This window comes from Okeania sp. SIO3B5, assembly GCF_010692555.1.
GTDB lineage: Bacteria > Cyanobacteriota > Cyanobacteriia > Cyanobacteriales > Microcoleaceae > Okeania.
In genome coordinates, this window is sequence record NZ_JAAHHG010000609.1 from 1 (window position 1) to 5,553 (window position 5,553).

Annotated in this window: 3 protein-coding genes and 1 pseudogene; 1 reads left to right on the plus strand and 3 read right to left on the minus strand. The window is 34.8% G+C overall.

Going from position 1 to position 5,553, the window contains the following annotated elements; all coding sequences use genetic code 11:
- Window positions 1-262, plus strand: a pseudogene (locus F6K54_RS39280) (hypothetical protein); the annotation flags it as partial.
- 387 nt (window positions 263-649) lie between these two features.
- On the opposite strand, the gene F6K54_RS39285 reads toward F6K54_RS39280, so the two are convergent.
- The 3 genes from F6K54_RS39285 to F6K54_RS39295 form a co-directional block, all read right to left on the minus strand.
- The gene (locus F6K54_RS39285) at window positions 650-1,258 is read right to left on the minus strand and encodes an IS607 family transposase (RefSeq protein ID WP_293089667.1); all 609 of its coding nucleotides are present in this window, start codon (window positions 1,256-1,258) and stop codon (window positions 650-652) included.
- A 620-nt stretch (window positions 1,259-1,878) separates the two neighbouring features.
- Window positions 1,879-3,240 (minus strand): ArsB/NhaD family transporter, encoded by a 1,362-nt coding sequence (locus tag F6K54_RS39290; RefSeq protein WP_293089668.1) that lies wholly within the window; start codon window positions 3,238-3,240, stop codon window positions 1,879-1,881.
- Between the two features lie 599 nt (window positions 3,241-3,839).
- Window positions 3,840-4,745 carry a phosphodiester glycosidase family protein gene (locus tag F6K54_RS39295; protein ID WP_293089670.1) on the minus strand — a complete coding sequence of 302 codons (906 nt, stop codon included), beginning with the start codon at window positions 4,743-4,745 and terminating at the stop codon, window positions 3,840-3,842.
- Between the last annotated feature and the right edge of the window lie 808 nt (window positions 4,746-5,553).

The following is a 5,553-nucleotide window of genomic DNA, read 5'->3' on the forward strand; positions in this document are numbered from 1 at the left end:
TTCAGTAATGTTCGTAAGGATTATAGGCATTAATCCAAAATATCTTATTCCTTTAAACCCTACTCCCTACTCCCTACTCCCTACTCCCTACTCCCAAGGAAATGTAGCAAAACTTTTGAGAAATGGTTTTATTGACTTTGAGTTTACAGCGCTTTTCACTCTTGATGAACCACATTACCATAACCAAAACCCAGTAGGGACGTTGCATGCAAGGTCCCTACTGTGGTCTACTGAAATGAAAACCGCTTTCATTAATGGATAATTGATAATTGATAATTGATAATTACCTCTGGTTAAAACCGTTCTTGATTGAACATAAGGAAATATTATTTCTTTTCTTGGTCGATTGGATATGGCGAGGAGACCTCGCCATCCCTCGACCGCTTTTTTTCCCCTTAAAAGGGGAGGCTTCAAGGCGCGAATTATTTAATTATTAATTATTAATTATTCGGTAATCTTTATCAGGAAAGGCAGAGAACAGGAAGCACTTATGCTGTTTGCACAGCATGACCTAGGAAAGGGAATTCTGACTCTTGACCTCTGCCCGCGATCGAAGGTAACAAGGGCATAAAACCCCACTGTCACAATTGGATGGAGTTTTATACCCCATCCAATTGTTCCTTCTGCCTTCTGCCTTCGTTTATTGATTTTATTTCAATTGGTCAGCTATCTCTTTTAATTGTTTGACAATTTGCTTGTTTTTGCTGTTTCTTGAACCATAAAGTCTGGCAGAAAAAGCTGTAATTATTTCTATAACATCTGGTGCTAAGACTTCCTCAAAGGTAGAACCCTCGGAACGATTAATAATAACTACTTCTGTAGCAAATATTTCACACAAAGTAAATATTAAGTCACTACCAAATCTCAGTAATCTGTCCTTATGAGTTAAAACTAATCGTTCTACTTGGTCTGAGCAGATTAATTTGATTAACTTAATCAGTCCTTTTTTGCGATAGTTTAAACCACTACCCAGGTCTGATATAACTTCAAATGACCAACCTTGTTTAGCGCAGTAAGCTTGTAAAACTATTTTTTGGCGCTCTAAGTCATCTTTTTGTTCATGGCTACTGACTCTAGCATAGGCAACGGTCAAAGAATTATCTTGTTTATTACCTATCAAGTCAGTGATGATAAAACGACGATGACCGCCTTCGGTACGGATTGATTTGATCCGTCCTTCAGTATCCCATCGTCTAATTGTTTTTGTTGACACTCCTAGCAGTTTTGCTGCTTCAGATACTGTTAATAAATTAGACATAAATTTATTATATCACAATAAATATCTAATAATATCTAACTTTTTTGCGTTATTTTAATACTGTTGTTAACCCCCAATAATGACACTATTGCTTCACCCCCACTAAACAGCCATAATCATAATTAGGGTTTGCGCTCAAAAGCCTTTTTGTTGAGGTAGGGAGTAGTTAAATAATTAATAATTAATAATTAATAATTAATAATTAGGGTTTGCTGATTAGGGCTTGCTGAAAAAGTCTTATGGGTGAAGGTAGGAGACAGGAGACAACCTACCCCTAACCCCTCCCCCTCCCAACCCACCCCTAGCCCCTCCCAGGAGGGGAGGGGGACAGGAGAAATGGGAATTTGGAGGAGGTAGAAGTAAGAATTTTCTCAAGATGGTTCTGCCCTACTCTTGACCAAAATCCTGAATTTTTGAACCATTACCACCGAAAACCTCGCACCCCCTCCAGATCTAAAATTGCTCAAACCAATATCAGTCAATAAGCGCGATATTTAATCAGCAAACCCTAATTAAATTTCAAATAATTGCCAGATAAAGGTTTTAGCCTTTTTAGCTATTGAAAAAGTACATGGTTTTCAGCACTTCTACCCTCAACAAAAACAGTTATTCAGCACACCCTAATTAATTTGCATTCCTGGTAGCCAAATAGTTAAACTCAAAAGACTAATAAATAAAATAGGCAAAATAATAGCTAAACTAATACCACAATAATTTTTCCAGCTAATCTGAAAATCATGTCGCTTCATCATATAAAACCAACATAGAGTAGACAGACTACCAATAGGGGTAATTTTAGCACCCATGACACAGCCGATAATAGTAGCATAAACCATTGCTTCTGAAATATTAGAATCTATTATTTGTGCAGCTTGAATTGTCAATATATTAATCAAAGAAGATGGTAAATTATTACAGACTGCGCTCATAAATGCAGAGAAAAAACCAGTAGCAATAATAGCTAGAGAAAATTCCCATCCAGAAATTTGAACGAACAAATATTTCATTACATCTGTCAAACCATAGTTACTCAGACCAAAAACTATTATGTACATTCCCCAGATAAATAAAATAACTGGTAGGAAAGGGTAAAATATCAATTTAAAGAGAGAAAAACAGTAATTTGTTAAAATTTTAGTTTGAGAAATAAAATATTGGAATCGACCATTATTCTGCCAAGCATTAACTACAATGCTGCGTTCTTTTTCACTCTCAATTAATTCTTCAGTTTCTAGGTATAAATTATGTTTTTTTTGACTTTTATCCGCAAGTTTCAGGTGCTTTTTTGGTTCTATACTAGCTGCTGGCAATGCTCTTTCTAGATGATTTTTTCTGAACCTAAAGTTTTTATATTTTCTAGGAATATTAGGCCAAAAGTAAAACAACAAAACAATAATACTGATAGTAATTGTCACAAAACTAACAGGTACCATGACAATTATATAACTATCAAAAGAAATATTGTATGTACTAGCAGCAATATAATTGACTGAGTTACTGATGGAAAATGGTAGACTACTTATGTCAGCAACTAAGCCACAGGCTATCAGAAATGAGATAATTTCTGTAGAAGTAAATTTGAGTAAAACTAGAGTTTCAATGACTATTGGTATAAATAACAAGGTACTACCATAGTTAGTCAAAATAGCACTAAATAGAGCTACTAATATTAGCAGCGTGACAAATAAAAATTTACCGCTACCAAGATTCCAATTAGCAATATGAAATCCGAGCCAACGAAAAACTCCCTTTTGCTGCAATATCCAACTAATAGTTATTAAGGTTAGTAAGGTTAAGGTAGTATTTACTAAAATTGCCCAAATCAATGTAGGCAGATTTGCTAGAGAAATTAGGCCAGTTGTCAATGTTAGACAAACTCCTATCATTGCACTTAAACCTATATCTAAACCTTTTGGCTGCCAAAATACAAGAATTAGAGTACCTAGAAAAATTAATGAACTTAAAACTATTTGCCAAGCCATAATATAGGCGATTATTATTTATTTTTGTGAATTTTTTTTCTAAAATTACTATAACATTATTCAGATCTTATCCATTTCAGACAAGTTTTAAAAAATATTAATATAAGAATTTTTACTAATACCATGTCTGGATGATTAAGTATAATAAAAATGTTCTATTGAAGCGCTCTTGAATTTACGCCTACGACCTACCACCTCAGAAATTTATTATATAGCAGAAGGAACAAGGAAGAAGAAAGAAGAAAGAAGGAAAAGTCTTACTTTATCTGATATTAAGTAATTAACACAAGCCTTATCACTTTTTTGATAATTGGCACCCTATTTAGCATTAACTATTCTTATGTTTACTTCTCCTTCACTCCCTTACTCCCTTATACCAATTTGAAAAAAGAATGTTACGAATAATAAGCACCATAAAAAGACTTTCAGATAAAGTCTGTTTCACGAAAAAGGTAATTTACAACATCAAAAATGGTATTAAATCTATCCATTCTGCATTCTAAATTATAAATTATAAATTAGAATAAATACCCTAACTATTTGTAGCAAACATTTATCAATTTGGTATTACTCCCCCACTCCCTCACTCAATAAATGGTCTAAGGTAAAGCATAAAATCCTAAATGGTTAGCAATGGAACGTTCGCGCATAGGTACAAGAGTATGAGTTGGTGAATTTAATAATTTAGCTTGGGAATTAGAATTTACTACTAAAGTTGTTGAACCACCACCATCTAAATTTAATGCTTTATCAGCACCTAAATTAATAATAAATTCAGTTAATTCTGCTAAAGTAACACCATCACTATAAAAAGGCTGTTTACCATCAACTAAAATTAACCATAATTTATCTCCTGTTTGATTAATTGCTACTGCTGTACGTGGATAGGGTTTTTCATTCAAAGGTGAGTTTTTTGGCAGAGTAACTGCTTGACCATTAGCAACTAAAATTAAATTACCAGATATAGCTTGAATAGTTTGAGCCGAACAAATAGAGTTATCTGATATTTGAGCATAATTATTCAAATTCAAACATAAAGTCGGCCAGTTTCTATCAATTATAGAGTAGTCATCACCATTAGATATTGCCCGCCCAACTACATTAACTAAATCACCACTTTTAGGGTAAAAATCCCAAGGTGTTTTTTCATAAAAGGGGTAGAAAAAATTGGCATTTATTGCTAGTTTTAAATCAAATTCATTGACAAATTCAGAAGTGGTACGGGCGCGAATTTTCATATCTGGAGAAGTAGAAATTCTCGGCGTGACTAATGCTTTTACTCCAGGAGTATTCAGAGCAATAGTAACAACATGAATCATTATCGGGCGGGGTTGAGAAAAAGCAAGTCTTTGATAAATAATACCTGGAAATAGTAATAAATTAGTGTTAGTTCGAGGTGGACGAATAATAGTAAGTATAGTAAGAATTGTTAGTAGTAAAACCAAGCAGAAAACTACGCTAATAGTTAACAGCGATCGCCATGTAAAAATTCTAGAGCGAGACATTAAATCAAGTCCTCATAACTATAGCAGTACAAAGAATCTTTGATCAGGAAAGGCAGAAGGCAGAAGGGAGTTCTGATACAAATTTAATAAATGTTTGTTACAAATGGTAGAAATAAGAAAGAAGGAAGAGGGAAGAAGGAAGAAGTGGTAAATTTTGAAAAAAAGGGGAAAAAGATAGAGATAACTACCTCAAATGAACTGGACTCAAATGAACTGGAGCAGCTATTTTTCAGCATATCTGATCGATATCTACTTTTTTGTAGCATTATTTTTTCACGCTTGGTATGACTACTGAATTCTCTCTGCCCGCGGCCTTTAGGGAACAAAGGTATAAAACCCCATCTAATTGTTCCTTCTGCCCTCTGCCCTCAGCATAAGTGCCTTCGTTTATATTCTAACTTTAGTGTGTTATATTGCGTCCGGTTAAATGCTTATAAATCATGACTTGAGGAGTCAGTGAGGAAGAGGAGAAAAAAGTTTTTGTTCTTGTAAGCAGAACAGAGTTCTATCCTTAATTAGGGTTTGCTGAAAAAGTCTTTTAGTGGGGGGATGAGACAGGAGACAACCCACCCCTCACCCCTCCCCCTCCCAACCCACCCCTAGCCCCTCCCAACCCACCCCTAGCCCCTCCCAGGAGGGGAGGGGAAGACAGGAGGAATAGGGAATGAGCGAGGAGGTAGGAGCTAAGTTTTATCCCTTAATTTTTCTGCCCAACTCTTACACAAATACTAACTTTTTGAGCCTTCTTAGCCGAAAATATGGTACTTTTTTTCAACCTAATAAGGCTGAAACTTTTATATGTGAATAC

Bases quoted from the DNA above. Each gene is read 5' to 3' on its own strand.
- F6K54_RS39290 (WP_293089668.1), bottom strand. From the start codon at position 3,240: ATGGCTTGGCAAATAGTTTTAAGTTCATTAATTTTTCTAGGTACTCTA.
- F6K54_RS39285 (WP_293089667.1), bottom strand. From the start codon at position 1,258: ATGTCTAATTTATTAACAGTATCTGAAGCAGCAAAACTGCTAGGAGTG.
- F6K54_RS39295 (WP_293089670.1), bottom strand. From the start codon at position 4,745: ATGTCTCGCTCTAGAATTTTTACATGGCGATCGCTGTTAACTATTAGC.